This is a genomic window from Methylibium sp., from assembly GCF_965279545.1.
Lineage (GTDB): Bacteria > Pseudomonadota > Gammaproteobacteria > Burkholderiales > Burkholderiaceae_C > Methylibium.
The window spans coordinates 3644014-3670705 of record NZ_OZ257250.1; the positions used below are offsets into that span (position 1 = coordinate 3644014).

The 26692-nt window shown below is 72.4% G+C and carries 25 protein-coding genes; 18 read left to right on the forward strand and 7 right to left on the reverse strand.

Annotation, left to right across the window (positions count from 1 at the left end):
- Window positions 1-58: 58 nt before the first annotated feature.
- Window positions 59-1267, reverse strand: a complete 1209-nt coding sequence (locus ACQY9S_RS17115; protein WP_428421300.1) for a hypothetical protein — start codon at window positions 1265-1267, stop codon at window positions 59-61.
- Window positions 1264-1920 carry a sigma-70 family RNA polymerase sigma factor gene (locus ACQY9S_RS17120; RefSeq protein WP_428421302.1) on the reverse strand — a complete coding sequence of 219 codons (657 nt, stop codon included), beginning with the start codon at window positions 1918-1920 and terminating at the stop codon, window positions 1264-1266. The genes ACQY9S_RS17115 and ACQY9S_RS17120 overlap by 4 nt, the downstream gene beginning before the upstream one ends.
- A gap of 179 nt (window positions 1921-2099) precedes the next feature.
- Between ACQY9S_RS17120 and ACQY9S_RS17125 the strand changes: the two genes are divergently transcribed.
- From ACQY9S_RS17125 to ACQY9S_RS17140, 4 genes are all read left to right on the forward strand, one after another.
- Window positions 2100-3656 carry a VWA domain-containing protein gene (locus ACQY9S_RS17125; protein ID WP_428421304.1) on the forward strand — a complete coding sequence of 519 codons (1557 nt, stop codon included), beginning with the start codon at window positions 2100-2102 and terminating at the stop codon, window positions 3654-3656.
- Window positions 3657-3746: 90 nt separating this feature from the next.
- Window positions 3747-4139 carry a hypothetical protein gene (locus ACQY9S_RS17130; RefSeq protein ID WP_428421306.1) on the forward strand — a complete coding sequence of 131 codons (393 nt, stop codon included), beginning with the start codon at window positions 3747-3749 and terminating at the stop codon, window positions 4137-4139.
- Window positions 4140-4406: 267 nt separating this feature from the next.
- Window positions 4407-7946 (forward strand): hypothetical protein, encoded by a 3540-nt coding sequence (locus ACQY9S_RS17135; protein WP_428421308.1) that lies wholly within the window; start codon window positions 4407-4409, stop codon window positions 7944-7946.
- 121 nt (window positions 7947-8067) lie between these two features.
- Window positions 8068-9177, forward strand: coding sequence for a DNA-methyltransferase (locus ACQY9S_RS17140; RefSeq protein WP_428421310.1), 1110 nt, complete (start codon window positions 8068-8070; stop codon window positions 9175-9177).
- On the opposite strand, the gene ACQY9S_RS17145 is transcribed toward ACQY9S_RS17140, so the two are convergent.
- The 4 genes from ACQY9S_RS17145 to ACQY9S_RS17160 form a co-directional block, all read right to left on the reverse strand.
- Window positions 9114-9776: a hypothetical protein gene (locus ACQY9S_RS17145; RefSeq protein ID WP_428421312.1), complete on the reverse strand. Its 663-nt coding sequence runs from the start codon at window positions 9774-9776 to the stop codon at window positions 9114-9116. The two genes, ACQY9S_RS17140 and ACQY9S_RS17145, sit on opposite strands and share 64 nt — an antisense overlap.
- Before the next feature lie 41 nt (window positions 9777-9817).
- The gene (locus tag ACQY9S_RS17150) at window positions 9818-11770 is read right to left on the reverse strand and encodes a RecQ family ATP-dependent DNA helicase (protein ID WP_428421313.1); all 1953 of its coding nucleotides are present in this window, start codon (window positions 11768-11770) and stop codon (window positions 9818-9820) included.
- A 109-nt stretch (window positions 11771-11879) separates the two neighbouring features.
- A complete protein-coding gene (locus ACQY9S_RS17155; RefSeq protein WP_428421315.1) occupies window positions 11880-13196 on the reverse strand; it encodes a sensor histidine kinase in 1317 nt (438 codons plus the stop codon).
- A gap of 6 nt (window positions 13197-13202) precedes the next feature.
- Window positions 13203-13895, reverse strand: a complete 693-nt coding sequence (locus ACQY9S_RS17160; RefSeq protein WP_428421317.1) for a response regulator transcription factor — start codon at window positions 13893-13895, stop codon at window positions 13203-13205.
- Window positions 13896-14077: 182 nt separating this feature from the next.
- On the opposite strand from ACQY9S_RS17160, the gene ACQY9S_RS17165 reads away from it, so the two are divergent.
- From ACQY9S_RS17165 to ACQY9S_RS17180, 4 genes are read left to right on the forward strand one after another with little or no spacing between them, the layout of a single operon-like run.
- Window positions 14078-14473 (forward strand): hypothetical protein, encoded by a 396-nt coding sequence (locus tag ACQY9S_RS17165; RefSeq protein WP_428421319.1) that lies wholly within the window; start codon window positions 14078-14080, stop codon window positions 14471-14473.
- Window positions 14474-14531: 58 nt separating this feature from the next.
- Window positions 14532-14876, forward strand: a complete 345-nt coding sequence (locus ACQY9S_RS17170) for a cysteine rich repeat-containing protein (RefSeq protein WP_428421321.1) — start codon at window positions 14532-14534, stop codon at window positions 14874-14876.
- Window positions 14877-14890: 14 nt separating this feature from the next.
- Window positions 14891-15790: a sterol desaturase family protein gene (locus ACQY9S_RS17175; RefSeq protein ID WP_428421322.1), complete on the forward strand. Its 900-nt coding sequence runs from the start codon at window positions 14891-14893 to the stop codon at window positions 15788-15790.
- Entirely contained in the window at window positions 15787-16725 is a 939-nt protein-coding gene (locus ACQY9S_RS17180; RefSeq protein WP_428421323.1) for a hypothetical protein, read from the forward strand. Before ACQY9S_RS17175 ends, ACQY9S_RS17180 begins: the two co-directional genes overlap by 4 nt.
- Before the next feature lie 33 nt (window positions 16726-16758).
- Here the strand turns inward: ACQY9S_RS17180 and ACQY9S_RS17185 are convergent, their stop codons facing one another.
- Window positions 16759-18147 (reverse strand): chloride channel protein, encoded by a 1389-nt coding sequence (locus ACQY9S_RS17185; RefSeq protein ID WP_428421325.1) that lies wholly within the window; start codon window positions 18145-18147, stop codon window positions 16759-16761.
- A 165-nt stretch (window positions 18148-18312) separates the two neighbouring features.
- On the opposite strand from ACQY9S_RS17185, the gene ssb reads away from it, so the two are divergent.
- From ssb to ACQY9S_RS17235, 10 genes are all read left to right on the forward strand, one after another.
- Entirely contained in the window at window positions 18313-18837 is a 525-nt protein-coding gene (ssb, locus tag ACQY9S_RS17190) for a single-stranded DNA-binding protein (protein WP_428421327.1), read from the forward strand.
- A gap of 242 nt (window positions 18838-19079) precedes the next feature.
- Window positions 19080-19691 (forward strand): NADPH-dependent FMN reductase, encoded by a 612-nt coding sequence (gene ssuE / locus ACQY9S_RS17195; RefSeq protein WP_428421329.1) that lies wholly within the window; start codon window positions 19080-19082, stop codon window positions 19689-19691.
- A 159-nt stretch (window positions 19692-19850) separates the two neighbouring features.
- The gene (locus tag ACQY9S_RS17200) at window positions 19851-20873 is read left to right on the forward strand and encodes a sulfonate ABC transporter substrate-binding protein (RefSeq protein WP_428421330.1); all 1023 of its coding nucleotides are present in this window, start codon (window positions 19851-19853) and stop codon (window positions 20871-20873) included.
- 9 nt (window positions 20874-20882) lie between these two features.
- Window positions 20883-21875: an aliphatic sulfonate ABC transporter substrate-binding protein gene (locus ACQY9S_RS17205; RefSeq protein WP_428421332.1), complete on the forward strand. Its 993-nt coding sequence runs from the start codon at window positions 20883-20885 to the stop codon at window positions 21873-21875.
- A gap of 73 nt (window positions 21876-21948) precedes the next feature.
- A complete protein-coding gene (gene ssuD, locus ACQY9S_RS17210; protein ID WP_428421334.1) occupies window positions 21949-23139 on the forward strand; it encodes an FMNH2-dependent alkanesulfonate monooxygenase in 1191 nt (396 codons plus the stop codon).
- A 16-nt stretch (window positions 23140-23155) separates the two neighbouring features.
- Window positions 23156-24001, forward strand: coding sequence for an aliphatic sulfonate ABC transporter permease SsuC (gene ssuC, locus ACQY9S_RS17215; protein ID WP_428421336.1), 846 nt, complete (start codon window positions 23156-23158; stop codon window positions 23999-24001).
- Window positions 23998-24957 (forward strand): ATP-binding cassette domain-containing protein, encoded by a 960-nt coding sequence (locus tag ACQY9S_RS17220; protein WP_428425794.1) that lies wholly within the window; start codon window positions 23998-24000, stop codon window positions 24955-24957. Before ssuC ends, ACQY9S_RS17220 begins: the two co-directional genes overlap by 4 nt.
- Before the next feature lie 119 nt (window positions 24958-25076).
- Complete coding sequence (locus ACQY9S_RS17225) at window positions 25077-25445, forward strand: thioredoxin family protein (RefSeq protein WP_428421337.1); 369 nt, start codon at window positions 25077-25079, stop codon at window positions 25443-25445.
- A gap of 287 nt (window positions 25446-25732) precedes the next feature.
- Entirely contained in the window at window positions 25733-25951 is a 219-nt protein-coding gene (locus ACQY9S_RS17230) for a TOBE domain-containing protein (protein WP_428421339.1), read from the forward strand.
- A 7-nt stretch (window positions 25952-25958) separates the two neighbouring features.
- On the forward strand, window positions 25959-26564 hold the full coding sequence (locus ACQY9S_RS17235) for an RBBP9/YdeN family alpha/beta hydrolase (RefSeq protein WP_428421341.1): 606 nt from the start codon (window positions 25959-25961) through the stop codon (window positions 26562-26564).
- Window positions 26565-26692 lie beyond the last annotated feature (128 nt).

A 26692-nucleotide genomic window follows, 5' to 3' on the forward strand; every position in this document is an offset into this window, starting at 1 on the left:
CCGCAGGCGTGCAGGGCAACCCGCCATTATGCGGGGCCGACCGTTCGCGCGCAGGCGCTCAGGGTCGGGACGGCGGCCGGTCCAGCGCGCCGGACGCCAGCGCCTCGCCCAGGCGCTGCGCCGCGCTGCCGGCCGGCAGCGGCGCCCGCCAGGCGCGGCCGTCCTCGCCGGCGGGTTGCCACCACAGCGCGCCGTCCAGGATCGCCACGCGGCCCAGCGCGCGGCCGTCGGCCGACAGCGCCTCGGTCCAGGCCGCCGGCACCACCGCCGCCGCAGTGGCGGCCACCGGCCGCCACTGCCCGCGCGTCAGCGTCTGCGCGTCGCCGAACCACGCCAGCGCGCTCGGCAGCATCGCTGCCGCGGACGACGGCGCCGCCGCGTCGGCCTCGGCGCGGCGCGCCAGCCGTGCCAGTGCACCGCCACCGCTGCCGCGCAGGGCCGCGATCGGCGCGGCCAACGGGTCGTCGGGTGGCGTGGTCTGGGTCGACTGCCGTTCGTCGAGCCCGCCGTGCTCGGCTGCGGCGCCGAGCGGCGCCGGGGCCTGGTTGTGCGTCTGCGCCGCGGCGCGGGCCCGGTCTGGCGGTGCGACGGACGGCGCAGGTGTGGTGGCCGTCGTCGCGGGCGGCGGTGGCGAAGCGGCCGGCGGGGCCGCCGCCTCGGGCGCTGCGTTTCTCTTCTCCTGGGCCGCGGCCTTCTGGGCGGGCGGATCCGATGGTGCAGGGGCCGTCGTACGGGGTCGCGGGGCGGCGGCCTCGCGTCGTGCGCCGTCGTCGTCGGCACGCCGGGCCGTGGTGGCCGCAGCGTCGCGCGCGGCCACGGCCGCGGCGGCCTCGGCCGGTTCGTCGCGGCGTGCCGGCGGTCGGTCCGCTGCGGGGGCTGGGGCTGCGGCCGATGCAGACGGTGCGGTCGACGGCGCCGCAGGGGCTGCGCTTTCGTGGACCGGTTCGGTCCCAGGCGGCGGGCCGTCGCGCCACATCACGCCGATCACGGTGGCGAGCATCAGGCTCGCGAACGCCGCCGTCGCGCCCGGATGGCGCAGTCCTTCGATGCTGGAGGCCAGCCAGGCGCGCACACGCGCCCAGGAGCCGGTGGCCGGTCGCGCCGTCGTCTTCGCCGAGGACAGCGCGGCAGCCCGCGCGGCGTCGAGGATGCGCCGGCTCAGCTCGGCCGGCGGGCGGGCATCGCGGTCCGGTGCATGCCGCAGCGCGGCCCGCAGGTGGGCGTCGCGCGCCGGATCGTCGTCGCCGCCGGTCGGGTGCGAGGTCATGCGCTCCCCTCGCGCGCGGCCAGTGCGTCGGCGCCGGCACCGGGCAGGTAGGCGCCCATGCAGGTGCGCAGCTTGCTCATCGCATAGCGCAGCCGGCTCTTGGCGGTCTCGAAGCCGAGTTCCAGCGCCGCGGCGAGTTCGGCCAACGACAGGCCGTCCTCGTGGTGCAGCAGGAACACCGCCTTCTGCGCGGCCGGCAGGCCGTCCAGGCAGTCCAGCAGGCGCTGGCCCGCGGCGCGCCAGAAGGCCTGGTCGTCGACGCCCTGCCCGTCGGCGCCGTGGGTGGCGGCCGGCCAGCGGGCCCAGGGCTCGCCTTCGGGTTCCCACGGGTCGGGCCCCGGCGCATCGACCGACACCTCGCGGCCGCTCTTGCGCAGGCAGTCGACCGCGCGGTGGTGGCCCAGCGTGAACAACCAGGTGCGAAAGCTCGCGCCCTGCGGTGCCCAGCGCTTGCGTGCGTCGATCACGCGCAGCCAGGTGTCCTGGAACACCTCGTCGGTCTGCGCCGCGCAGGCGCTGCCGAGCAGCCGGCGCACGAAGCGGTAGAGCGCGACATGGTGGCGCGCGTAGAGCCGCTCGAAGGCGCGCGCATCGCCGCCGGCGAAGGCCTGCATCAGCGTGTCGTCGGAGGGCTCGGGCGTGGGGTCGGACATGGGCCTGCTCAGTCTGCCATCGCGGCGGGTGGGGCTTCTACGTGCGACGCCCTCGAACGGGGTTGAACGGTGGGCTCGATCCCTTTTGTTGACCCCGTTCGCGCGGCCCGGCCGTATCAGCCAGCCTGGGTGCGCGACGGATCGCGGGCCTCTGTTCTGTTCACCGACTGGAGTCGTCGATGTCCCTGCTTTCCACTTTGTCCCCGCGCTGGCTGCGGCCGGCCGGTCTGGCCGCCGTCAGCCTGCTGAGCGCCTGCAGCGTCGGCTGGAGCGCGGCGCACGACTGGGTGTCGCCCGTGCCGTCGCGTTCCGAGGCCGTGCGCCCGCTGCCCCGCCCGACCGGCCCGGGCTGGGCCTCTGCGCTGTGGGCCGGCCCGCAGTCCGGGCCACCGGCGAGCCCGGACGCGCGCGACTGCGATCGCTCGCGGCAGGCGATCGAGCTCGACGGCCCGGGCGACGGCCAGGCCGCGCGCCGCGAGCGGCGCGAGCGCTACCGCGGCGATGCGGAGCGCGAGGACGGCGACCGTCGCGCCGACCGCCATGGCGCTGCCAAGGCCGCGGCCGAGTCGGCGGCAGCCGGCGGCGCGCCTTCGGAGAGCGTGGCCGCGGTGCGCAACAGCGCGCCGGCCGCGCTGCCGGGGCTGCAGACCGACGAGCGAGCGCCAGCCCCGCCGTCGCCGCGTCGCCCGAGCGACGAACCGGTCTCGGCCGGCGTCGTCGACGACAACGCCGACTTCGGCGCCTACCTCGCCTACCGCGCCCGCAACGAGCAGCTGCCGGTGCGCCGCCGCGATGTGCAGGAGCGCTACCGGCTCACCGTACACGACGCCGCCGGCCGGCCGGTGGGCGATGCGCAGGTCAGCCTGCACGCCGACGGCCGCGCGCTGCCGCTGTGGGCCCGCACCGATGCCGGCGGGCAGGTGTGGTTGCATCCGGGCGTGATGCAGGGCGGCGCGCCGTCGCTGATGGAGGTGCAGGTGCGCAAGGGCGGCACGGTGGGCCATGCCCTGCTGCAACGCGGCCAGCGCGACGCCTTGCAGGTCCGGCTGGACAGCAGGCTGCCGGTCGAGCGCGCTAGGCTCGACCTCGTGTTCCTGGTCGACGCCACCGGCTCGATGGCCGACGAGATCGACAAGCTCAAGCGCTCGATGCGCGCGATGGCCGACCAGATCGCCCGCCTGCCGAGCCGGCCCGACACCTGCTTCGCGCTGGTGGCCTACCGCGACCGCGGCGACGAGTTCTTCGTGCGCGCGCACGATTTCAGCAAGGACCTCGATGCCTTCCAGCGCAGCCTCGGTGCCTTGCAGGCCGGCGGCGGGGGCGACTATCCCGAGGCGCTGAACGAGGCCTTGCACACCGCCGTGCACCGCCTGTCCTGGCGCGGCGACGGCGCCACCCGGCTGGTGGTGTTGGTGGCCGATGCGCCGCCGCACCTGGACTACGGCGCACCGTACTACGACGACGACATGCAGGGCGCGCTGGCGCGCGGCATCAAGCTGTTCGCGGTCGGCGCCAGCGGCCTCGACCCGACCGGCGAGTACGTGTTCCGCCAAGCGGCGCAGTACACCGGCGGCCGCTTCGTGTTCCTGACCTACGCGAAGGCCGACGACCCGTCCAGCGGCCCGGGCCGCGAGACGGCGCACGACGTGGGCAACTACTCGGTCGAGTCGCTCGACCGGCTGGTGGTGCGGCTGGTGCGCGAGGAACTGGCGCGGCGGCCCGCGGCTCGAGGGTGACGCCCGGCCGTGGCCCGTCCGGCCCTGCGGGCCAGCGGCCGCTTCGACCCTGCAGGTTGATCGGCTCCTGCCCGCGCGCTAGGCTGCGGCATGCACTCCTCTTCCTGTTCGAGGCAGCTCGTCGCCGCGCTGTGCTGTGCCGCCGTGGTGGCCGGCTGCGGCGGCAGCGTGTCGCTCGGCTTCGGCTTCGGTGACGACCGGCCGAGCGCGTCGCTGGCGGTGTCGCCCACCAGCGCGTCACCGGGCCAGGCGCTGCGGCTCGTCGCGGCGGCGAGCGACGACTTCGGCGTCGACTTCGTCGAGTTCTACCGCGTCGACAGCAGCGGCTCCACGCTGCTGGGTTTCGACGGCCTGCCGCCCTATCAGCTCGACACCACGGTGCCCGCCAACGCGGCCGGCAGCGTGCAGTTCTTCGCCCGTGCCATCGACGGTGCCGGGCAGCGCGGCGACAGCGCCGTGGTGACGGTCAGCGTCGGTCCCTGAGCGGGGACCAGGCCGTCGAGAGGCCCTCACCCCGGTCCTCTCCCGCAGGCGGGAGAGGGGGAAGGCGCAGCGCGGGGTCGATGGGCTTGCTCCCTCTCCACCGGCCACGGGGGAGAGGGCGGGGGTGAGGGGGTCGCGCCTCGAGCGTCGGTGCCAGTCTGCGGTTGCGCGCGCACGTGCAAGGCGCTCCCGCGGGACGTGGGATGGGGCGGCGACCCGGTTCGGCGCACGATCGTCACGCGGCCCCGCCGCAGGGAGACCCACCGCATGCCCGACCCCGCACCGGCTCCGCAGGAGCCCCGGCCCCTGGCCGATACCGAGCGCTCGCTGTTGCAGCAACGCCGCAGGCTGGCCGGCGTGCCGGCCGACGCGCCCACCGTGGGCCTGGCTCTGTCGGGCGGCGGCGTGCGCAGTGCGACCTTCGGGCTCGGACTGCTGCGCGGCCTGGCGCAGCGCGGGCAGCTGCCGCGGATCGACTACCTGTCCACCGTCTCGGGCGGGGGCTACACGGGCGCGATGTTCGGGCGGCTGGTGGCGATGGTCGGCATCCTGCGGGCGCAGGCGCTGCTGAGTGCCAACGATTCGCCGGTGCTGGCCTGGCTGCGCCGCAACGGCCGCTACCTCACGCCCTCGGGTTCGCGCGACATCGGTATCGCGGTGGTGACCTACCTGCGCGCCTTCATCGCGATCCATGGCGAGTTCATGGCGGTGAGCCTGCCGTTTGCGCTGCTGGTGATCGGGCCGCACCTGTGGCACACGGTCAGCACCCTGTCGGCCGGCAGCGCCGCCGCCGCCAGCGCGACCGCCTGGCGGCCCTGGGGCACGCTGTGGTGGCCGCTGGGGGCCGCGTGGTGGGCGGCCGCGGCGCCCGGCCTGATGACCGGCTACTGGGTCGCGCGCGAAAGCGCCGACCCCGGCGAGAAGCGCGTGCCGGTGCCCTGGCGCGACGTCGCCTTCGTCGCGCTGCTGTGCGTCGCCGTCGCCGCGATGTGGGCGGTGGCGCGCCCGCCGCTGCCGGGCCTGACCGCCTCGCTGAAGGCCTCGGTGCTGGCGTTGCTGGCGTTCTCGTCGTCTGCCGCGGGGCTGGTGTGGGCGCACGCGCGGCTGGTCACGACGCGTGAGACGCGCTCGCTGGCGGTGGCCCGGCTGCGCCACCGCACCACCTTCGCGCTGCGCCTCGTCACGCTGGTGGCGGCGGGCTGTGTGTGGCTCGGGGCGCTCGACCTGCTGAGCTGGTGGCTGCTGGTCGAGCTCCAGAGCGGCGAGCGCTGGGTGCTCGGCGGCATCGGCCTCGGCGGCCTGGGCGTGCTGGTGCTGCGCAGCTTCGCGCAGCCGCTGCTGCAGTTGTCGCAGCGCACGCAGCCCGGCTCGGTCAGCGCGATCGGGCCGAAGCTGCTGAACGCGGCCGGGCTGTTCGGCTTCGCGGCACTGGTGACGGCCTGGGTGGTCGGCGTGCAGTGGCTGGTGTTCACGCCAGAGCCGGTGGGCGGCTTCGACCAGCTCACGCCGGGGGCGCGCGCAGCCTTCCTGCTGGCCCTGAGCATCGTGTGGCTGCTGCTGACGGCCGGCAATGCGCCGATGGCCAATGCCTCGTCGCTGCACAGCTTCTACCGCGCCCGCCTCACGCGCGCCTACCTCGCCGTCGGCAACCCGGCACGCAAGCTCGCCGATCCCGCACCCGATGGCGTCTACGACGTGACCACCGTCGTGCCGGGCGACGACACCGGCCTGTGCAGCTACCAGCCCGAACTCGCCGGCGGTCCGATCCACCTGATCAACACCTGCCTGAACCAGACCCGCGACGACGCCTCGGGCCTGTACAACGCCGACCGCAAGGGCACGCTGGTCACGGCCAGCGCGCGCGGCTTCGAGATCGGGGCGCACGGCTGGTCGCCGATGCGCGAGGACAGCGACTCGGGCACGCTGGGCCGCTGGATCGCCGTCTCGGGCGCCGCGGCCGCACCCGGCGCCGGTGCCTACACCTCGCGCGGCTGGGCGCTGATGCTCTATTTCCTCGGCGTGCGCCTGGGCCACTGGATGCATGCACCGCTGCCGCCACCGCCGCTCAGCGCGCTGCGGCGCTGGCTGTGGCGGTTCGCGATCAAGCCGGTCATGCTGTGGAGCGAGGGCATGGCCACCTTCTTCGGCTCGGCGCGGCCCTGGTGGTACCTGTCCGACGGCGGCCACTTCGAGAACACCGGCGTCTACGCGCTGCTCAAGCGCCGCGTCGACTTCATCGTCTGCGCCGACTGCGGCGCCGACAAGGACTACGACTTCGGCGACATCGAGAACCTGGTGCGCAAGGCGCGCATCGACCTCGGCGCCGAGATCGAGTTCTACACGCGCGACGAGGCCGCGCGGCTGTTCACGCTGGCCGGCACCGAGCTGACCGTGCTGTCGCCCGAGGACATGGACGACAACCACTCCTCGCGCGGCGTGCTGCTCGCACGCATCCGCTACCGCATCGAGCCGGGCACCGGCGGCGCGGCGCGGCACGAGGCGACGCTGCTGCTCATCAAACCCAACCTGCACGACGCGCTCGACGTCGACCTGCTCGCCTACGCGCAGCGCAAGGCCGCCTTCCCGCACGAGAGCACCGGCGACCAGAACTTCGACGAGGCGCAGTGGGAGAGCTACCACCGCCTCGGCGAGGACTTCGGGTGCCAACTGCACGAGCCGTGGATGAGCCAGCTGCCGGGCTGGCGCCGCCGCGAGCGGCATCCGCTCACCGTCGCGGCGCGGTTGCGCGGCGGCGTCGTCAAGGACGCGCCCGAGCAGTTGCCGTGGTGGCGGCGCTCCGCGCGCGCCACCGCCATCGGTGCGTCGATCGGCCTGGGCGCCGGCGGCACGCTGCTGCTGTCGCTGTGGCAACTGCAGGAACAGCTCAACACCAACCGCAACAACGAGCGCACCGAGGTGCGGCGCCTGTTCACCGAGGTGTCGAGCGAACTCAAGACGTTCGACGGCAGCTGCCCCCGACTCGCCGACCACACGGCCACGCAACTGCTGCTGCTGCACGACCTGCGCGACAGCCCGGTGCTGCTGTCGATCGAGCGCGACGGCGTGAAGTCCCTGCTCGGCCGCGTGCGCGACGAATGTGCGAAGCCGCCGCAGGCGTCCGCCGACTGCACGGCGGCGGCCGAGCGCGCCCACAACGGCGTGTGCGCGACGATCGCCAAGCAGAACGTCGGCGACCGTGCCCTGAGCTACTGGGCGCCGGTGCCGGCCGGGCGCAGCATCGCGCAGCTGTTCTCGGACTGGCGTGCGGGCGGGCGGGCGACGACCTCGGCCGCGACGGCCCCGCCCTTGCCCGTGCAGGAGCCGCCTGGTGCAAGCTCGCCGCAGCCGGTGCCGCTCGGGCAGCCCGGCGACACGGGGGCTGGCGAGAACGCGCTCGGTGCCGCTGCGGCCTGCGACGGCAGCGGCCGGCCGCTGCAGCTCTACATTCAGGTCTACGACGAGGCCTCGCGCCAACAGGCGCGCGCCCTGCGCCGCGACCTGCAGGCCCTGGCCGGCGACCATGTGCAGGTCGCGCCGGTCGAGGATGTGGCCCGCACCGCGGCCTTGCGCGGCACCCGCCGCCCGGTGCCCTGGCCACAGCCCACCCTCTTGCTGCACGACAGCCACGAGCGCACCTGCGCAGAGGTGCTGAGCCCGCTGATCCAGCGCAGCTGGTCGGTGCCCGGCGTCACCCCGACGCAGGTGTGGATCCGCCAGTTGCCAGCCGACCAGACGAAGCAGGAGCGCGTGCTCGAACTCTGGCTGCCGCCGCGCGAGGACGCGAACCGCAACGCGGAGTTCTGGTGAGCGCTGCGAGAGCGAGGCGTCGGGCTGATCTTTGACAAGGAAGAGAACCCAATAGACGTCTGGACGTCTATACTGCGGGAACCCACGAAAGGCTCTTCCTGTGCGCAGACGACCTGGTGAAGTGCGTGACGCCATTGTGCGAGTGCTCGAAGAACGGCAGTCCGGCGCGACGGTTCAGGAAATCACCAATGAGGTGATCGGACTGATTGGCAACGTGCCAGCGTCATCAGTGCGTTCCTACCTCCAACTGAACACGCCGGAGTTGTTCATTCGCATGGACCGGGCTCAGTATGTTCTCAAGGGCATGGAGGATTCCGAGCTGCAAGCGCGCAGCGCGCCAGCGGATGATGCGCGGACATTCAGCTTCGGTCGTGCGTCACTGGTGCACGACGACTGCAATCGCTGGCTTGAACGCCAGCCGGCGAACACGTTTCATGCGGTCGTGACCGATCCGCCGTACGGCCTCATCGAGTATTCGGACGAGGAACTCGGCAAGCTGCGACACGGTGGGCAAGGGGGCATTTGGCGCATCCCGCCGAGTTTCGACGGTTCGAAACGGTCTCCGCTGCCGCGCTTCACCGTGTTGAAGCCGAACGACCTCGAAGCCCTCGAGAAGTTTTTTCTTGCGTGGGGGCGCAACCTCCAGCGCATTCTGGTTCCCGGCGCGAATGTGCTGGTCGCAAGCAATCCACTGTTGTCGTACCTGGTGTCCGGTGCGCTTTCGCGCGCCGGGCTGGAGCGACGTGGCGAGATCGTTCGGCTCACGATGACGATGCGCGGCGGCGACCGGCCGAAGGCGGCGCATGTGGAGTTCAGCGATGTGAGCGTCATGCCCCGCTCGATGTGGGAGCCGTGGCTGGTGTTCCGCAAGCCGCTCGACGGCCGGGTGCAGGACAACCTTCGCCACTGGGGGACGGGTGGATTCCGGCGCATCTCTGCCGACAAGCCGTTCGGTGACGTGATCGAATCGTCGCCGACCCGCCCGGCGGAGCGGGCGCTGGCGCCTCATCCGAGCCTCAAGCCGCAAGCCTTCCTGCGCAGGCTGGTCCGGGGTGTTCTGCCGCTGGGGCGAGGCGTCGTGCTCGATCCCTTCGCTGGCTCTGCGTCGACGCTGGCTGCGGCCGAAGCTGTCGGATACGACAGCTTCGGTGTCGAACGCGACCGAGCCTATTTCAACCTGGCGTGCGAATCCTTGCCGCGGTTGGCGGGCTTGCGCGTCGACGCGGGTTGATCGAGGTAGATCCAGCTGCTGCGCAGCTTGGCGATGCCGGCTGCGTCCAGCGTGGCTGTGCGCGTTCCGAGTTCGCCACGCGCATTGCGCCGGAAGTCGTCGACGCTGACGTGGCCGAGATAGAGCTCGGTGAAGGCCATGGGTTTGCGCTCGACAGCGGGCTCTGTCCGGTTGTCCACCGTGTAGACGAAGACGCACATCCACTGGTCTCGAGCGCCGTGGGTGTCGACGGCACCTCCGGGCTTGCGTGTGCTCTTGATCTCGATACCGAGCTCCCCGGCCTTCTCTCGATTGTCGGGGTAGTGGCCTTTCAGCAAGAGATCGGGATGACCATTGAAATAGCCGTTCACCACCAAGCTTCGGCTGTGCTTGGCAAGGCTCGCCGTGAGCATGTCCGACACCACGCCCGACATGCTGGCCGGGCGCAACATGTCATCGAGTCGCTCCAGGCCCTTGGCCGCGAGGCTGGTGTTCACGTCGAAGAAGAAGTCGTAGACGTCCTGCATCGCCGCCCGGAAGTCTTCGATGCGCAGTTGGAACGGCAACTCCGTCGCACCATTGAATTTCGCGGGGTCGGTGATGTTGCGGATGACAGGCATGGCGCGAGATTCTGTCATGCCCTTCCGGCCGGTCGTAGGGCTCAGCTCCCCGCTTCCAGCACGCGCAGGATCTCGCGCCCGTAGGCCTCGAGCTTCTTCGCACCGACGCCGCTGACCTCGCCGAGCTCGCCCAGCGAGGCCGGGGCGCGGCGCGCCATCTCGGCCAGGGTCGCGTTCGAGAAGATGATGTAGGTGGGCAGGTTGTGCTCGCGCGCGACCTCGCCGCGCCAGGCGCGCAGCGCCTCGAAGCGGGTCTGGGCTGCAGTGTCCAGGTCGGCTGGTGCGCCGGCCTTCGCCGTCTTGCCCGCGCCGCCGCTGCGCGCGATGCGGCCGCGCTTCGGGGTGTCGCTCGGCACGCGCAGCAGCAGCTGCACCTCGCCCTTGAGCACCGCGCGCGCGCCGTCGGTCAGCGCGAGCGTGTTGTATTCGCCCTCGGACACCACGTGGCCCAGCGCGACCAGCTGGCGCAGCACGCCGCGCCATTGCTGCTCGGACAGGTCGGCACCGACGCCGAAGGTCGACAGGCCGTCGTGGCCGTACTGCGCGACCTTGTCGGTGGCCTTGCCGCGCAGCACGTCGATCAGGTGGCCGGCACCGAAGCTGCGCGGGCCGCGGCCGTGCTGCCCGAAACGGTAGACGCAGGACAGCAGCTTGCGCGCCGCCTCGGTGGCGTCCCACACCGCCGGTGGGTTCAGGCAGTTGTCGCAATTCCCGCAACGGGCCCCCACGCTCACGTCGTTCGCTGCCCCCCCGGGGGGCGCTCCGCGGACCGGGAAACCCGGATCCGCTCCGGGCTCGCGATACACCTCACCGAAATACTCGAGCAGCCGCACGCGGCGGCAGTCGTGCGCCTCGGCCAGCGCCAGCAGCGCGTCGAGCTTGCCGCGCTGCGCGCGCTTGAATTCCTCGCCGGCCGGGCTGTCGTCGATCATGCGGCGCTGGTTCACGACGTCGGCCAGGCCGTAGGCCATCCAGGCGTCGGCCGGTTCGCCGTCGCGGCCGGCGCGGCCGGTCTCCTGGTAGTAGCTCTCGATGTTCTTCGGCAGGTCGAGGTGGGCGACGAAGCGCACGTCGGGCTTGTCGATGCCCATGCCGAAGGCGATGGTCGCGACCATCACGATGCCGTCCTCGCGCAGGAAGCGGTTCTGGTGCTGCTGCCGCATCGCCGCGTCGAGCCCGGCGTGGTAGGGCAGGGCGGCGATGCCTTCGGTGTTGAGCCAGGCCGCGGTCTCGTCGACCTTCTTGCGCGATTGGCAGTACACGATGCCGGCCTCGCCCTCGTGCTCGTCGCCGATGAAGCGCAGCAGCTGCTTGCGCGGCTCGTCCTTCTCGACCACGCGGTAGCGGATGTTCGGCCGGTCGAAGCTGCTGATGAAGACGCGGGCGTCCTCGAGCTGCAGGCGCGACACGATGTCGGCGCGCGTGTGCTCGTCGGCGGTGGCGGTGAGTGCGATGCGCGGCACGTCCGCGTAGCGCTCGTGCAGCACGTTGAGGCCGAGGTAGTCCTCGCGGAAGTCGTGGCCCCACTGGCTCACGCAGTGCGCCTCGTCGATCGCGAACAGGCTCAGCAGGCCGCGCTCGTGCAGCGAGTCCAGCTGCCCCAGCATGCGCGGCGTGGTCAGCCGCTCCGGCGCGGCGTAGAGCAGCACCAGCCGGCCGCTCATCATCTCGCGCTCGATGCGCTGCACGTCGGCCAGTTCGAGCGAGGAGTTCAGGAAGGCCGCGTGCACGCCGGCTTCCTCGAGCGCACCGACCTGGTCGTGCATCAGCGCGATCAGCGGGCTCACCACCACGGTCACGCCGCGGCCGGCGCGGTGGCGCGCGATCGCCGGCACCTGGTAGCACAGGCTCTTGCCGCCGCCGGTGGGCATCAGCACCAGCGCGTCGCCGCCGGCGGTCACGTGGTCGACGATCTCGGCCTGGTGACCGCGGAACGCGGTGTAGCCGAACACCTCGTTGAGGATCTCGGGCGGGGTGTGGGCGGCAGCGGGCACGGCGAGGCAGGTGGGAGCGAAGGCGCGATGTTACGGGGCCGCGGGGGCTCCGAGCCGGGTTGCCGTGCTTCCACCACCGCGGCCTGCCGCGGCTTGATGGCCTGCAGCTTCAGCCGCGGCGCGGCACCGTGACGCGCACCCGGTGTCGGCCGGCCTCGCCGCCGATCGTCACGGTGCCCCCGAGCCGTGCGGCGACCTGACGCACGATGGCAAGGCCGAGCCCGGTGCCGGGTGCGGCGCGGCTGCCGTCGCCGCGAACGAAGGCGTCCAGCACCTGTTCGCGCAGCGCCGGCGCGATGCCGTCGCCGGCATCCTCGACCTCCAGACTCACCTCGCCCGCGGTCGACGCGGCACGCACGCGCACCGGGGGGTGGCCGTGCTTCAGCGCGTTGTCGATCAGGTTGGCCAGCAGGCGCTCGACCATCAGCCGGTTGGCGCCGGCGAGCGCCAGCGACGGCGGCGCCTCGACGCTCAGTTCGTGAGCCGGCCGCTCGAAGCTCGCTGTCACGCTGCGGGCCGCCGCCGCGAGGTCGACGCGCTGGTCGAAGGCCAGCTCGCCCGAGCGCACGAAGTCCAGGAAGCTCTCGACCAGGCGATCGGCCGCCTGCACATTGCGCACGATGGCCTCGCGCCGCGGCGCGACGCCCGGCGCGTCGGGCAGCAGCTCGGCCGCCATGCGGATGCGCCCCAGCGGGCTGCGCAGGTCGTGCGACACGCCGGCCAGCAGCACGGCACGCTCGCGCTCGTGCTGCGCGAGACGGGCCTGGAGGTCGGCGAAGGCCGTGTCGATCTGGCTGATTTCCGGTGCCACGCGCGCGCCGGCGAGCGGCCGGGAGGGCGCCGCGGGCGGCGTGCCTGGCGCATGCGCGCGCATGCGCGAGCGCAGCTGCTCCAGCGGCCGTGTCAGCCAGCGCGTGAAGGCCCAGCTCACCGCCACCAGCAGCAGGCTGGCCAGCACGAGCCCGAGCACGGCGCGCTGCGACCACCGCGGGATCACCAGGTCGCCGCGCACGCCCAGCCACTGCGCCGGCCGGCCGGGCGGCACGACGTGCAGCCAGACGATGGGCTGCACCTCGCGCAGGCCGAGCGCCACCTCGTCGACCGGCACGCCACGCGCTGCCAAGGCCTCGCGCAGTGCTGTCATGCGCGGCGCGTGCAGGCCCAGGCGGCGGTGGCCGGCCGGCGGCCCGTCGGCCGCACGCAGCACCGCGGGCGGGGCCGATGGCTCAGCCGCCAGCCCGGCAGCGCTCGCCAGCACCGGAGCCCAGCGCTCCGCATAGAGCACCGCCACCGTCCGGTTGCGCTCCACGTAGAACAGCGCGCCGAACACCAGCGCCAGACCCAGCGCCAGCGCGGTCTGCGCCAGCAGCAGGCGCGCGAACAGGCTGTCGAACCGGCGCAGGAAACCGCGGCTCGGCAGGCTCATGGGCAGTCAGCCGCGGGGAACGAACACATAGCCTTCGCCGCGCACCGTGTCGATCCAGTCGCAGCCCGGCACGGCCTCGGACAGCTTGCGGCGCAAGCGCGCCACCTGCACATCGACCGTGCGGTCCTGCGGCTTGTAGCCGCCGCTCTGCACCGCGTCGCTGAGCTGCCCGCGCGTGTGCGCCTGGCCGGGCGTGCGGGCCAGCGCGACCAGCAGCTTGTACTCGACGCTCGTCAGCGGCACGCTGCGCCCACCGGCCAGCACCTCGCGCTTGAGCAGGTCGATCGTCAGCCCGTCGAAGCGCAGTTGCGGCAGCTCGGTCCGGCCGGGCGCCTGGCGGCGCAGCAGGGCGCGCACGCGGGCCACCAGCTCGCGCGGCTCGAAGGGCTTGGCGAGGTAGTCGTCGGCGCCGATCTCCAGCCCCAGCACGCGGTCCATCGGATCGCCGCGCGCCGTCAGCATGACGATGCCCAGCGCGGGGTGCGCCGCGCGCCAGCGGCGGCAGACGTCGTAGCCGCTGGCGTCGGGCAGCATCACGTCGAGCAACACCGCGTCGGGCCGCCATTGCTGCAGGGCGCGCTCGCCATCGCCGGCGGTGAGCACCGCGTGCACGGCCCAGCCTTCGCGCATCAGCAGCTCGCCGACCATGCCGGACAGCTCGGCATCGTCGTCGACCACCAGGACCAGCGGTTTGCTCATGAGGCGCGAGTCTAGGGGCCGCCCCCGGGCTGCGACACGAACATTTCAGGCCTGTCGCAATTCGTCGCGCAACGTGGCCGCGCCGGGGACCGCCGGGCCGTTCAATGAACACCACGCCGGACCTGCCCGGCAGCAATCCACCCCCAAGCGCCTGCCCCGCGACACTCGAAAGGATCCCCGTCATGGTCATGAATACCCCGAACCGCAACGCCTTCCGTGCCCTGTCGACCCTGACGGCTCTGCTGGTCGCCGTGGCTGGCACCGTCGCACTGCTCGCGACGAGCAGCGACGCCCAGGCCCGCGAACGCAAGGCCACCGTCACCGGGGCGAATGGCAAGACGGCGACGCGCCAGGTCGTGCGCCAGCGCGGCGATGTGAGCTCCAGCACCACCGGGCCGAACGGCAAGACATCGTCGCGCAGCGTCGACCGCCACGCCGGCGGCGCACAGGCGACCGTCACCGGCCCCGAGGGCCAGACCGCGACACGCAGCACCACGCGCGGCGACGGCAGCTCGTCGAGCACTGTGACCGGCCCGAACGGCCAGACGGTCAACCGCACCGTGACCCGCCAGCCCTGACGCCACGGCCAGCCCCCTGCACCCGTCCAGGGCGAGCCCGCCTCCCACGAGGACCCTCATGAAAGCTTCGCAATCCATCGCCATGCTCGCCGCAGCCCTGTGGCTGGCCGCCGCTCCGCTGGCCGCGGCCGACGGCCCCGGGCAGCGCGCCTGCGGGGACGACCTGCGCCGCCATTGCGGCGACGTGCGCCCCGGCGGCGGCCGCGCCGTCGCCTGCCTGCAGCAGCACCAGGCCGAGCTGTCCGGCAGCTGCCAGGCCGCGCTGCCGGTGCTGGCGCGCTGCAGCGCGGAGATCAGGTCGGTGTGCGGCGAGGCCGCCGCGCCGCGCGAACTGCGCGCCTGCATGCGCCAGGAAACCGCACGCCTGAGTGCCGAATGCCGCGGCGCGGCGGGAGCGCGCTGACGCGCAGCACGGCCATGGCGAGCGCCCCGCTGCAGGCCGCGATCCAGGCCGAATGGCTGCCCTGGCTGGGCGCGGCGACGCTCGCCGTGCTGGCCGCGGCGACGCTCGAAGGCGTGGTGCTCGGCCGGCGCGGCGCGCAGCGCTACGACTGGCGCGCCTACGCCGCGACGCTCGGCGACGCGCTCGGGCGCCGCGCCATCGACGCACTCGGCCTGTCGATCGCGCTGCCGGCGCTGCGCTGGGCGCACGAGCACCGCCTCACCGACCTCGCACTGGACGGCTGGGTGGCGTTCGCACTGCTGTTCATCGGCCAGGAGTTCTTCTACTACGGGTACCACCGCGCGGCCCACCGCGTGCGCTGGTTCTGGGCCACGCACGCGGTGCACCACTCGCCCAACGAGCTGACGCTGGCCTCGGCGCTGCGGCTGGGCTGGACCGGCAAGCTCACCGGCACGGCGCTGTTCTTCGTGCCGCTGGTGTGGCTGGGCTTCCCTCCGGCCGCGGTGCTCGCGACCGTGGCGCTGAACCTGCTGTACCAGTTCTGGCTGCACGCCACCTGGATCCCGAAGCTCGGCCCGCTGGAGTGGGTGCTGAACACGCCCTCGCACCACCGCGTGCACCACGGCAGCAACCCCGAATACCTCGACTGCAACTACGGCGGCGTGCTGATCGTGTTCGACCGCCTGTTCGGCAGCTTCGTCGCCGAGCGCGACGAGCTGCCGCCGCGCTACGGCCTGACGACGCCGCTGTACTCCTGCAACCCGCTGCGCATCGCGCTGCACGAGTGGCTGAACCTGGCGCGCGACCTGGCCGCCGCGCGCGGCTGGCGCCGCCGGCTGCACGTCCTGTTCGGCCCGCCGCCGACCCACCCCGCCCTGCTCGTCCCACCCACCCCCAGGAGTTCGACACGATGACTGCTTCCTCCCCGACCCCGCCCCGGCTGGCCCTGCTGCCTGCCGCCGCGCTCCTTGCGCTGCTGTCCGCCTGCGGCGGCGGTGGCGACACGGCCAGCGACACCACCGTCTCGGCCGAGACCACCGAAGCGGTCAGCGCCAACAGCCTGTCAATGACCGAGGACAGTGCGAACGCCGCGTCGGCGACGCTGGCGACCGCCCAGGCCGTCGTCGCCGGCGTGCAGGCCAGCCAGACCCATGCCTGCGCCGGCGGCGGCACGGCGGTCTACTCCGTCAGCGGCGGCAGTCTGGGCGGTGCGACGAACGGCCAGCTCGACGCCGGTGAGGTTTACAGCCTGCAGTTCCACAGCTGCGTCGGCAGCGCCGGTGCGGCCAGCATCGACGGCACGATGACGCTGGAGGTCACGGCGGCCTCGGCCGGCGCGGTCACGGTGCAGACGAGCACGCAGGGCGTCGTTGTCGCGCTGCCGCGGCGCACGCTGACGCTGAACGGCAGCTCGACGCTCGCGCAGACCGTCGTCACGAACGGCGCGACGAGCGTGACGACGAACCGCTGGACCTCGCCGCAGATCACGCTCACCAGCCTGCGCAACGCGCGCACGAGCAGCCTCACGCTGAGCGGCGTGGACTTCACGCGCAGCGTCACCACGACCGGTGGGGTGGTCAGCGGCAGCGCCGGCCAGGGCACGCTCACCCTCGCAGCCACGCTGCCCAACGGCAGCTGGACCGCCGACATCGCCACGCAGGGCACGGTGAGCTACGACGCCAGCGGCGTGCCGACGGCGGGCAGCTGGCAGATCACGTTGCCCCACAACCTCATCGGCCTGCAGGTCGGCGCCGGCACGGCCACGGTCACCGTCGACCACGGGCCGGACGGCACGATCGACCACACCTACACCTTCAGCGTGAGCACGCTGTCGTCGCAGGCGGTCTGAAATGAGACTTCTGCGCCGCAACCGGCCCTGGCCCTATCGGATTTTCGGTGGGTCCGAATCCTCGAACACCGTGGTGGCGGCGATCGTGTCCGGGGGCGGCATCGTGGTCGGCACGACCGGCAGGCGGCGCAGCTGCAGCTCGGCCAGCTCGGCATAAAGCGGCCGGCTCAGCAGCCGCGAGAGGCCGCTGGCGCCCAGCGCCGCGGCCATCAGGCTCAGCACCATCGCATGGCCGTCGACCATTTCCATCACGATGATGAAGGCGGTGATCGGTGCCTGGGTCACCGCGGCCAGGAAGCCGGCCATGCCGATGGCGATCAGCGCCGCGCCGGCCGGCGAGCCGGTGAGCTGCGCGATGTCGGCACCGATGCCGGCGCCGATCGATAGCGAGGGCGCGAAGATGCCGCCCGGCACGCCGCTCCAGGTCGACAGCCAGGTGCTGATGAACTTCAGCAGCACGAACAGCACCGGCAGACCGGGCTCGCCGCTCAGCATGCCCTTGGTTTCTTCGTAGCCGCTGCCGTAGGTGAGGCCGCCGCTGACCACGCCGATCAGCGCCACCACGAAGCCGCAGCCGGCCGCGAAGCGCACCGGGTGGCGCCGCCGCAGCGCGCAGAAGCGGTCGGGCGCGCCGACCAGCGAGACGATCAGCAGCCGCGAGAACAGGCCGCCCAGCAGCCCGGCGCACAGCACCACCAGCACGCCGGGCCCCAGCACGCCGGTGTCCAGCCTGCCGACCCGGATGACGCCGAAATAGGTCGAGTTGCCGAAGGCCGACACCGCCACCAGGCCGGCCAGCACGATCGCGGTGATGATCAGCCCGCTGTTGCGGTTCTCGATCTTGCGCGACAGCTCCTCGATCGCGAACACCACGCCGGCCAGCGGCGCATTGAAGGCCGCCGCGATGCCGGCCGCGCCGCCAGCGACCAGCAGGCCGTGGTCGGTGACCGTGGAGCGCGCCGGCAGCCAGCGCCGTGCGTGCAGCATCACCCCGGCGGCCACCTGCACGGAAGGTCCTTCGCGCCCCGCCGACAGGCCGGCGAACAGCGCGCCCGAGGCCAGCATCAGCTTGGCCACGCTCAGGCGCAGCGACACGAACAGGCCGCGCTGCGACGGCGAGGTGCGCGTGTCCAGCGCCGCCAGCACCTGCGGAATGCCCGAGCCGGCCGCACCCGGCACCCAGCGCAAGGTGACCCACACCAGCGCCGCGGTACAAGCCGGCAGCCACAGCAGCGGCAGCAGCGCGTGCACGCTGCGCAGCCACGCGAAGCCGTCCAGCGCCAGCTCGCTGAGCATCGTGAAGCCCACCACCGCGAGGCCGGCAGCGGCGGCGTAGGCCAGCACCACGGCCCGGTCGCGCCAGGCGCGCCAGTCGACCAGTTCCTGGCGGACGGCCTGGGTGAAGTCGGGTTGCTTGTTCAAGGCTTCAGGGGGTGCGCCGGTTTGCGGGCGCGATGATGCCCTTTTTAGTGCATGCAAGAAGCGGGCGCGGGGCCGCCGGGGCGGCGGGCATAATCATCGGCCGCCCCGGGCTCTGCGGGACGCGGACCTCCAATTCCTCTCTATCTTCTGCGCGGGAGCAGCGGCATGGCCTCCATCAACAAAGTCATCCTGATCGGCAACCTGGGCCGCGACCCCGAGGTGCGCTACACGCCCAGCGGCTCGGCCGTGTGCAACATCAGCCTCGCGACCACCCGCAACTGGAAGAACAAGGACAGCGGCGACAAGGTCGAGGAGACCGAGTGGCACCGTGTGGTGTTCTACGACCGCCTGGCCGAGATCGCCGGCGAGTACCTGAAGAAGGGCCGCCCGGTCTATGTCGAAGGCCGCCTGAAGACCCGCAAGTGGCAGGACAAGGACGGTGTCGAGAAATACACCACCGAGATCATCGCCGAACAGATGCAGCTGCTCGGTGGCCGTGAAGGCATGGGCGGCGGCGACGAGGGCGGCGGTGGCGGCTACTCGCGTGGCGGTGGCGACGAAGGCGGCGAGGCGCCGCAGCGCGCGGCGCGCCCCCCGCAGCGTCCGGCGACGTCGCGCCAGGCGCCGGCCGCGGCCCCGCAGAAGTCGGCGACCGGCTTCGACGACATGGACGACGACATTCCGTTCTAACGTTCCTCCGGGGCGGCCCGCGATCCCGCTGGCCGCGTTTCGGTCGCGACCCCTCGAAGCCCGGCCTCGGTCGGGCTTCGCGCTTTGCGCGTCCGGTGTTCGCCATAGACCGGTCGGAGCGGCGGTGATGGCCGGCCGGCGGCCCTTATGCGCTGCGCCGCTATCGAACACCGGAAAGCTTCGTTGGCGGCGCAGTGGCGCCTGCCTATCGTGCAGGCTCTGCATCCGCGACGGGAGCCGCCTTGTCCACCATCCTCAGCCTGCTCGGCAGCCCGTCGGCGCGCTCGCGCTCCGGTACGCTGCTGGCCCAGCTCGAAGCGCGCCTCGCGCTCGCGCTCGACGACGGGCATGCGGTCGTGCGGCTCGCCTTGCGCGAGCTGCCGGCCGAAGCGCTGCTGCGCGGCGACGGGTCGGACCGTGCGATCGCCGGCGCCGTGGCGGCGGTGCGCGACGCGCGGCTGCTGCTGATCGCGACGCCGATCTACAAGGCCGCCTACAGCGGCCTGCTGAAGACCTTTCTCGACCTGCTGCCGCTCGATGCGCTGCGCGGCAAGACCATCGTGCCGCTGGCCACGGGCGGCAGTTCGGCCCACCTGCTGGCGCTCGACTACGCGCTCAAGCCGGTGCTCGCGGCGCTGGGCGCGCGCGACATCCGCGACGCGGTCTACGCCAGCGACGCCCAACTGCCGCCCGACGGCGCGAGCTACGCGCCGGTGCACGAGCTGAACGAGCGGCTCGACCGCGTGCTGGCCGACCTGCTGGCGCCGCGCGCCGAGCTGCTGCCGGGCCGCCGTGCACCGCCCGGCCCCCGTGCGAGTGCGGTCGAGCTTGCCGCCTTGCGATGTCCGGCCTGAGCGGCCGGCGCCGTCCGATGCCATGTTTCCACTGCTTTGCGCGGGGGCGGTTGCAGGCCGCGTCTCCTTCGCTTGTCTCTGCCTTTGGGCCTGATCCATCGGCCGTCCCCGTCTTTTCTCGATGCGGCGCCCGCTGGGCGCCTTGAACAGGAGTCTGCAATGACCACTCGATCCTCCCGTCTGAGCCGCCTGCCGCTGGCGGCGCGCCGCCGCCTGCTCCAGGCCTTCGGCGCCGCGGCCAGCGCCGCCGCACTCGGCACCTGGCCGCTGACCCGGGCGCAGGCCCAGGGCGTGGCGCGCGAGCCGCTGCGCATCGGCTATCAGAAGTCGGCCAGCCTGTTCGTGCTGCAGAAAGCCCAGGGCTCGCTCGAGAAGCGGCTGGCACCGCTGGGCGTCGGCGTGAAGTGGGTGGAGTTCCCGGCCGGGCCGCAGTTGCTGGAGGGCCTGAACGTCGGCTCGGTCGACATCGGCCATGTCGGCGAGGCGCCGCCGATCTTCGCGCAGGCCGCCGGCGCCGACTTCGTCTACATCGGCCACGACCCGGCGGCACCGCAGGCCGAGGCGATCGTGGTGCCGCAGGGCTCGGCGATCAGGAGCGTGGCCGATCTGAAGGGCAAGAAGGTCGCGCTGAACAAGGGTTCGAACGTGCACTACCTGCTGGTGCGCGCGCTCGAGAAGGCGGGCGTCAAGTACAGCGAGATCCAGCCGGTCTTCCTGCCGCCGGCCGATGCCCGTGCCGCCTTCGAGAAGGGCGCCGTCGATGCCTGGGCGATCTGGGACCCTTTCCTCGCCGCCGTCGAAAAGCAGACCGGCGCGCGCGTGCTGGTCGACGGCCGCAACGGCGTCGCCAACAACTACCTGTTCTACCTGGCGGAGCGCAAGTTCATCCAGAAGAACCCCGACGTGATCCAGGCCCTGTTCGCCGATTCGGTGGAGCAGGGCCGCTGGCTCAAGGCCGACCTGAAGCGCGCCGCCGCCATCGTCGCGCCGCTGCAGGGGCTGGACCCGGAGATCGTCGAGCGCGCGCTGAGCCGCTACAACTTCAACGTCACGCCGCTCAGCGAGCAGGTCGCGGCGCAGCAGCAGCAGATCGCCGACGTGTTCCACGAGCTCAAGCTGATTCCCAAACCCATCCGCGTGGCCGATGCGCTGCCTGCCGTGCGCGTCGCGCAGAAGCCCTGAGGTGACGTGATGGGCTTTCATCGACGCGAGTTGCTCTCAGGGGTTCTGGCGCTGGCGACCGGACTGTTCTTCGTGTCCGAAGGGCGCGGTCAGCCGACCGCACCGAAAGAGATCCGCATCGGCTTCCAGAAGAGCGCCGTCAATCTGGTGATCCTGAAGCAGCAGGGCGCGCTGGAGCGGCGCTTCCCGGCCAGCAAGGTGTCGTGGATCGAGTTTCCGGCCGGGCCGCAGCTGCTGGAGGCGCTGGCGGTCGGCAGCCTGGAGATCGGGCTGACCGGCGACTCGCCGCCGGTGTTCGCGCAGGCCGCCGGCAAGGACCTGCGCTACGTCGGGGCCGAGCCGCCGAAGCCGCAGAGTTCGGCCATCCTGGTCAAACCCGAGTCGGCCATTCGCACGCTGGCCGACCTGAAGGGCAGGAAGATCGCCTTCCAGAAAGGCTCCAGCGCGCACTACCTCGTGGTGCGCGCGCTGGCGAAGGCCGAGCTGCAGTGGAGCGACATCACACCGATCTACCTGCCGCCGTCGGACGCGCGCGCCGCCTTCGAGCGCGGCAGCGTCGATGCCTGGGCGATCTGGGACCCGTACTACGCGGCGACCGAGCTCGACATCAAGCCGCGCGTGCTGAGCAACGGTGTCGGCCTGTCGGGCAACAACTCCTTCTACCTCGCGTCGACCGCGTTCACGCAGGACCACCCGCAGGCCGTGCAGGCCCTCCTCGACGAGCTGACGCGGGCCGATGCCTACGTGCAGTCCAACCGCAAGGAAGCGGCACAGTTCATCGCCGACTTCAGTGGCCTGAGCCTCGCGACCGTGCACCTGTTCCTCTCGCGCCGCCCGCCGTCGCCGGTGAAGCCGCTGCCGCCCTCGCTGGTGGCCGACCAGCAGCGCGTGGCCGATGCCTTCCAGCAGCTCGGCCTGATCCCGAAGCGCGTGACGGTGGCCGAGATCGTCTGGCAGCCGGGCGCCGCGGCCGGCGCGCGGCTGGCCCAGCAGGCGCGCTGAGCTTCGGCTGGCGCGACACCCGCACAACAACGAACGATCCGTCCACGACGGGCCCCCGAAGGAGAAACGCTCGATGAAACTGCTCTGGTTCATTCCCACCCATGGCGACTCGCGCTACCTCGGCAGCGCACACGGTGCGCGCAGCGCGAGCTTCGACTACTTCCGCCAGGTCGCGATCGCCGCCGACAGCCTGGGCTACGAGGGCGTGCTGATCCCGACCGGTCGCTCCTGCGAAGACCCGTGGGTCGTCGCGGCCAGCCTGATCGGCGAGACGCGGCGTTTGAAGTTCCTGGTCGCGCTGCGGCCCGGGCTGGTGGCACCGTCGCAGTCGGCGCGCATGGCGGCGAGCTTCGACCGGCTGTCGGGCGGGCGCCTGCTGGTGAACCTGGTGACCGGCGGCGACGCCGAGGAGCTGGCCGGCGACGGGCAGTTCCTGAGCCACGCCGAGCGCTACGAGCAGTCGGTCGAGTTCATGAAGATCTGGCGCGAGGTGATCGCGCGCTCGCACGCGCAGCAGGACTTCGACTTCGACGGCAAGCACCTGCGCGTGCAGGGCGCGAAGCTGCTCTACCCGCCCGTCACGCGGCCCTACCCGCCGCTGTTTTTCGGCGGCTCGTCGGAAGCCGCGCACGAGCTGGCGGCCGAGCAGTTCGACACCTACCTCACCTGGGGCGAACCGCCGGCCGCGGTGGCCGAGAAGGTGGCCGACATCCGGCGCCGCGCCGCGAAGCACGGCCGCACGCTGAGCTTCGGCATCCGCCTGCACGTCATCGTGCGCGAGACGGAAGACGAGGCCTGGCGCGCCGCCGGCGCGCTGCTCTCGCACCTGGACGACGCCACCATCACCGCCGCGCAGCAGCGCTTCGGCCAGATGGACTCGGTGGGCCAGCGCCGCATGGCAGAGCTCAACAAGGGCAAGTTCAATCGGGCCAACATCCGTGAGGGCCTGGAGATCGCGCCCAACCTGTGGGCCGGCGTGGGCCTGGTGCGCGGCGGGGCCGGCACGGCGCTGGTCGGCAACCCCGAGCAGGTGGCGGCGCGCCTCAAGGAGTACGCGGCCATCGGGCTCGACCACTTCATCCTGTCCGGCTACCCGCACCTGGAGGAAGCGCACCGCGTCGCCGAGCTGGTGTTCCCGCTGTTGCCGCTGCAGCGCGACGCGGGTCCCCGGCCGGTCAACGTGCTCAGTGGTCCGTTCGGCGAGATCGTCGCCAACAGCTTCGCGCCACCGGCCGCCGCGCCGGTGCGCGTGGGTGCCAGTTGATCGCCCGGAATCCGTCATGTCCGCCGTCGAAGCCGTCGAGCCCTCGCAGCCAGTTCTCTCTGTCGGCCCTCGCGCGAGCGTCGGCCGTTTGCCCGAGGTCTGGACGCGCCGCGTGCTGCCCTGGCTGCTGCCGCTGGCGCTGCTGGGCGGTTGGCAACTGGCCTCGCAGCTGGGCTGGCTGTCGACCCGCATCCTGCCCGAGCCATGGGCGGTGCTGAAGGCCTTCCGGGTGCTGGCAGCCTCCGGCGAGCTGTGGCAGCACGTGGCGACGAGCACCTGGCGCGCCTTCGCAGGCCTCGCGATCGGCGGCGGCCTGGGCCTGCTGCTCGGCCTCGCGACCGGCAGCTTCCGCGCGCTGGAGATCGCGCTCGACTCCAGCTTGCAGATGGTGCGCAACATCCCGCCGCTGGCGATGATCCCGCTGGTGATCCTGTGGTTCGGCATCGACGAGGGGGCCAAGCTCTTCCTGGTGGCCTTCGGCGTGTTCTTCCCGGTCTACCTGAACACCTTCCACGGCATCCGCGCCGTGGACCCGGCGCTGATCGAGATGGCGCGCAGCTACGGCCTGTCCGGCTTCGCGCTCTACCGGCAGGTGATCCTGCCCGGCGCGCTGCCCAGCATCCTGGTCGGCCTGCGCTTCGCTCTGGGCCTGATGTGGGTGCTGCTGATCGTCGCCGAGACCATCTCGGCGCAGTCCGGCATCGGCTACATGACGATGAACGCGCGCGAGTTCCTGCAGACCGACGTGGTGCTGATCGGCATCCTGCTCTATGCGCTGCTCGGCAAGCTGGCCGACCTGGGCGCCAAGGCGCTGGAGCGCTGGTGGCTGCGCTGGCACCCGGGCTACCAGCCGGCCCCCTGAGGCGAGCTTCTTCCGCTGCGACCATGCACCCCCTCGAACTCGAAATGAACGAACTCTCGGTCGCGCCGCTGCGCGAGCGCTGGCGCGACGCCGGCGTCCGCCGCCAGGACGCCCGGTTCCCACGCCAGGCTGCTGCGGTGACGGCCACCGAGCGCACCGCCGCGCCGCGCGGGACCGCGCTCGCCCTCGATCGCGTCGCCAAGCGCTTCGGTGATCGCGTGGTGCTCGACCGAGTCGACCTGTGTGTGGCGCCCGGTGAGTTCGTCGCCATCGTCGGGCGCAGCGGTTGCGGCAAGAGCACGCTGCTGCGGCTCGTCGCCGGGCTCGAGGCGGCGAGCGGCGGCACGATCGCCCTCGACGGTGCGAGCGACGTCGCCGCGCAGCGCCGGGACCTGCGCGTGATGTTCCAGGACGCTCGCCTGCTGCCCTGGAAGCGCGTGCTGGACAACGTGGCGCTCGGCCTCGAGGGCCGCGACGCGCAGCAGCGGGCGCGCGAGGCGCTGGCCCAGGTCGGCCTGGCCGAGCGCGCCGACGAGTGGCCGGCGGTGCTGTCGGGCGGGCAGCGCCAGCGGGTCGCGTTGGCGCGCGCGCTGGTGCATGCGCCGCGGCTGCTGCTGCTCGACGAGCCGCTGGGCGCGCTGGACGCGCTCACGCGCATCGAGATGCAGCGCCTGATCGAGAGCCTGTGGCGCCGCCACGGCTTCACCGCGCTGCTGGTCACGCACGACGTGGCCGAGGCGGTGGCGCTGGCCGACCGCGTGCTGCTGATCGAGGACGGCACCGTGGTGCTGGACGAAGGCGTCGCGCTGGCGCGGCCGCGCTCGCGCGGCGACGCCGGCTTCGCCGCCCGCGAAGAGGCCATCCTGCAGCGCGTGCTGCAGCAGCCCGCGGCCGAGCCGGCCTTGGAGGTCGCGCCTGATCGCCATCCGGCGCATCGGCTGCGCTGGGCGGTTTGAGATAGCTCGGAACCCGTCACCCCAGTCCTCTCCCCCGACAGGAGAGAGGGCCGGGTGAGGGGAAGGCCCCGGTTCACCCCGCCGCGGCGAGCGCCGCATACCGCAGGCACACTGTCGGCATGACGAGCGAGCAAACGGACGACTGGCTGGTGGCCTGCCTGTGTGCGCAGTGGTGCGGCACCTGCCGCGACTACCGCACCGCTTTCGAGGCGCTGGCGCGCGAGCACCCGGCCTGGCGCTTCGTGTGGGTCGACATCGAGGACGACAGCGACGCGCTGGCGCCGCTCGACCTGGACATCGAGAACTTCCCGACCGTGCTGGTGGCGCGGGGCGCCGAGCTGCGCTTCTTCGGCACGCTGCTGCCGCATGCGGCGACCCTGGTGCGCACGCTCGAGGCGGCCCGGGGCGCGGCGCTGGTCGCGCTGCCCGCGGCGCAGTCGGCTGCGCTGGTGGCCACGGTGCGCACGGTGGGGCGGCCGGTGATCTGAGCGGCTCGCCTGAGACCAAGTCGCGCGACCCGCGTCGAATCACCCGACGCCCTTGCCAGCACTCACCGTCACCGCCTGCGCAGGCCGTCAAACCGCGACCCGGCTCAGCGCCCATGCCGACCTTTGCCGTTCAGTCCTTTGGACAAGGCACCCGGGGGCTTGACGGAGAGGCTGGAGGCCGAGACGCTCGCACATGCGGTTTGCGCATGTCGGAACGCGAAGTCCTTCGTTCCCCGATGACTCGCCGGGGTCTACCTTCAGGTTTTGCACTGAAGAGAGTCCGCCGCATGAGCATCACCGCCATCAACGTCCGCAACCAGTTCCGCGGCAGGGTCAGGGAAATCATCGAAGGCCCGGTGGTCTCGGAGATCGAGGTCGAGACGCCGGCCGGCCTGATCGTGACCTCGGTCATCACGACCCGCTCGGTGAAGGAGCTGCAGCTCGCTGTCGGCAAGGAGGTGATCGCGCTGGTCAAGTCGACCGAAGTCTCGATCGCCACCTTGTGAGCCGCTCATGGTCCTCGCATCCCGAGCGCCGCGCCTGCTGGTGATCCCCGGTCTGCACGACAGCGGGGCCGCGCATTGGCAGACCTGGCTGCAATCGCAGTACCGCGATGCCGATCGGGTGGTGCAGCGCGACTGGGCCGAGCCCGACCTCGAGCGCTGGGCCGCGCGCATCGGCACGACGCTGGAGCGTGCGGCCGAGCGCGGCAACGCCGGCCCGTGCATCGCCGTCGCGCACAGCTTCGGCTGCCTGGCGCTGGCCCGTCATCTGGCGCTGCGCGCCGATTCGCCGGTGCGCGCCGCGCTGTTCGTTGCCCCGGCGGATCCCGACAAGTTCGGCGTCGCCGGGCTGCTGCCCCAGCAGCGCCTCGCGCTGCCGAGCACCGTGGTGGCGAGCGACACCGACCCGTGGATGAGCGCCGCCGCCAGCCGCCGCTGGGCGCAGCGCTGGGGCAGTGCCTGGCTCACGCTCGGCGACGCCGGGCACATCAACACCGAAGCCGGCTTCGGGCCGCTGCCGCTGGCGCGGCGCTGGGTCACCGCGATGGCTGCGCGGCTCGCGCGCGAACAGCGGCCCGAGCGCGCCACGCTGGCCGAGTGGTCGTTCGCGGTCTGAGGCGCGCCGCCGCGGCTGCTTGGTTGCGAAACGCATAAGCGTCCTTGCTTTCATTCGTTCCGCGTTGAAGCGGCGCTTTCTAGCATCTCTCCATTCGTTCCTTCCCGCCCTGATTCCGTGATTCCGAG

Excerpts from the sequence above, each read along its gene's own strand:
- ACQY9S_RS17125 (WP_428421304.1), top strand. The coding sequence starts at position 2,100 with ATGTCCCTGCTTTCCACTTTGTCCCCGCGCTGGCTGCGGCCGGCCGGT.
- ACQY9S_RS17165 (WP_428421319.1), top strand. The coding sequence starts at position 14,078 with ATGGTCATGAATACCCCGAACCGCAACGCCTTCCGTGCCCTGTCGACC.
- ssuD (WP_428421334.1), top strand. The coding sequence starts at position 21,949 with ATGAAACTGCTCTGGTTCATTCCCACCCATGGCGACTCGCGCTACCTC.
- ACQY9S_RS17145 (WP_428421312.1), bottom strand. The coding sequence starts at position 9,776 with ATGCCTGTCATCCGCAACATCACCGACCCCGCGAAATTCAATGGTGCG.
- ACQY9S_RS17155 (WP_428421315.1), bottom strand. The coding sequence starts at position 13,196 with ATGAGCCTGCCGAGCCGCGGTTTCCTGCGCCGGTTCGACAGCCTGTTC.
- ACQY9S_RS17230 (WP_428421339.1), top strand. The coding sequence starts at position 25,733 with ATGAGCATCACCGCCATCAACGTCCGCAACCAGTTCCGCGGCAGGGTC.
- ssuC (WP_428421336.1), top strand. The coding sequence starts at position 23,156 with ATGTCCGCCGTCGAAGCCGTCGAGCCCTCGCAGCCAGTTCTCTCTGTC.
- ACQY9S_RS17120 (WP_428421302.1), bottom strand. The coding sequence starts at position 1,920 with ATGTCCGACCCCACGCCCGAGCCCTCCGACGACACGCTGATGCAGGCC.
- ACQY9S_RS17170 (WP_428421321.1), top strand. The coding sequence starts at position 14,532 with ATGAAAGCTTCGCAATCCATCGCCATGCTCGCCGCAGCCCTGTGGCTG.
- ssb (WP_428421327.1), top strand. The coding sequence starts at position 18,313 with ATGGCCTCCATCAACAAAGTCATCCTGATCGGCAACCTGGGCCGCGAC.
- ACQY9S_RS17115 (WP_428421300.1), bottom strand. The coding sequence starts at position 1,267 with ATGACCTCGCACCCGACCGGCGGCGACGACGATCCGGCGCGCGACGCC.
- ACQY9S_RS17180 (WP_428421323.1), top strand. The coding sequence starts at position 15,787 with ATGACTGCTTCCTCCCCGACCCCGCCCCGGCTGGCCCTGCTGCCTGCC.
- ACQY9S_RS17205 (WP_428421332.1), top strand. The coding sequence starts at position 20,883 with ATGGGCTTTCATCGACGCGAGTTGCTCTCAGGGGTTCTGGCGCTGGCG.
- ACQY9S_RS17130 (WP_428421306.1), top strand. The coding sequence starts at position 3,747 with ATGCACTCCTCTTCCTGTTCGAGGCAGCTCGTCGCCGCGCTGTGCTGT.
- ACQY9S_RS17235 (WP_428421341.1), top strand. The coding sequence starts at position 25,959 with ATGGTCCTCGCATCCCGAGCGCCGCGCCTGCTGGTGATCCCCGGTCTG.
- ACQY9S_RS17200 (WP_428421330.1), top strand. The coding sequence starts at position 19,851 with ATGACCACTCGATCCTCCCGTCTGAGCCGCCTGCCGCTGGCGGCGCGC.
- ACQY9S_RS17160 (WP_428421317.1), bottom strand. The coding sequence starts at position 13,895 with ATGAGCAAACCGCTGGTCCTGGTGGTCGACGACGATGCCGAGCTGTCC.
- ACQY9S_RS17135 (WP_428421308.1), top strand. The coding sequence starts at position 4,407 with ATGCCCGACCCCGCACCGGCTCCGCAGGAGCCCCGGCCCCTGGCCGAT.
- ACQY9S_RS17225 (WP_428421337.1), top strand. The coding sequence starts at position 25,077 with ATGACGAGCGAGCAAACGGACGACTGGCTGGTGGCCTGCCTGTGTGCG.
- ACQY9S_RS17175 (WP_428421322.1), top strand. The coding sequence starts at position 14,891 with ATGGCGAGCGCCCCGCTGCAGGCCGCGATCCAGGCCGAATGGCTGCCC.